The following is a 1,163-nucleotide window of genomic DNA, read 5'->3' on the forward strand; positions in this document are numbered from 1 at the left end:
CCCCACCCCCGCTTCCTCACAGCACAGACTGGAGTCCGCCGTGACCACCCACCTCCGACCCTCCCTGCACCGGCTGCGAAGAGCGCTCGCCGTGTTCCTCGCCGTGATCGTCGGCACGGCCGTGCTCGCCGCGTGCGGTGGCGACGAGAAGACGAAGGACGAGGGCAAGGGCGGCGACACCGGCTTCCCGCGCACGATCACCCACGCCATGGGCACCACCGAGATCAAGAAGAAGCCGGAGCGCGTCGTCGTCCTCGACACCGGCGAGCTCGACGACGTGACCATGCTCGGCATCGAGCCCGTCGGCGCGGTCTCCCCGCACATGAAGACCGAGGGCGGCTTCCCGCAGTACCTCGGGGCGAAGACGAAGAACACCAAGGACGTCGGCCCCATGGCCGAGCCGAACATCGAGCGGATCATCTCCCTCAAGCCCGACCTGATCCTGTCCTCCAAGGTCCGCCACGCCAAGGCCTACGACCGCCTCAAGGGCATCGCCCCGACCGTCTTCACCGAGACGACCGGCGCCCCCTGGAAGGAGAACCTCAAGGTCCACGCCAAGGCCCTGGGCCTGGAGAAGGAGGCGGAGACGGCCATGAGCGCGTACGAGAAGCGCGCCAAGGCCCTGGGCGAGGAGATCAAGAAGAAGAACGACGGCACGATGCCCACCGCGTCCGTCGTCCGCTTCGTCGCCGGCCCCACGCGCCTGTACCAGAAGGCCTCCTTCAGCGGCATCGTCCTCTCCGACACCGGCCTGCGCCGCCCCGCCTCGCAGGACGTCAACGCCCCCATGACGGACGTCTCGCCGGAGCAGATCGACAAGGCCGACGCCGACCTCGTCTTCGTCACCGTCGCCGACGACCCGAAGAAGACCCAGCAGAGCGCCGTCCAGGACAACCCGCTGTGGAAGGGCCTCGGCGCCGTCAAGAACGACAAGGTCTTCCAGGTGCCGGACGAGACGTGGATGTCCGGCATCGGCATCCAGGCCGCCCACCGCGTCCTGGAGGACATCGCCAAGGCCGCCGGCGTCGACGCGCCCAAGTAGGCCGGTCCGCGAGCCGGCCCGCGCGGCCGGCCGCCCCGCCCGGCCTTCCCGGCCAGGACTGGCGCTCGGCCCTCGACGCCAAGAACAAGGCCCAGCTGCGCCGCCGCCTCGCCGAGACCGG

1 protein-coding gene is annotated in these 1,163 nt (G+C 70.2%); it reads left to right on the top strand.

Annotation, left to right across the window (positions count from 1 at the left end):
- Positions 1 to 40 precede the first annotated feature (40 nt).
- Positions 41 to 1,042, top strand: coding sequence for an ABC transporter substrate-binding protein (locus ACSNOG_RS32750; RefSeq protein ID WP_436756335.1), 1,002 nt, complete (start codon positions 41 to 43; stop codon positions 1,040 to 1,042).
- Positions 1,043 to 1,163 lie beyond the last annotated feature (121 nt).

This window comes from Streptomyces sp. URMC 124 (assembly GCF_051386455.1).
Taxonomy (GTDB): domain Bacteria; phylum Actinomycetota; class Actinomycetes; order Streptomycetales; family Streptomycetaceae; genus Streptomyces.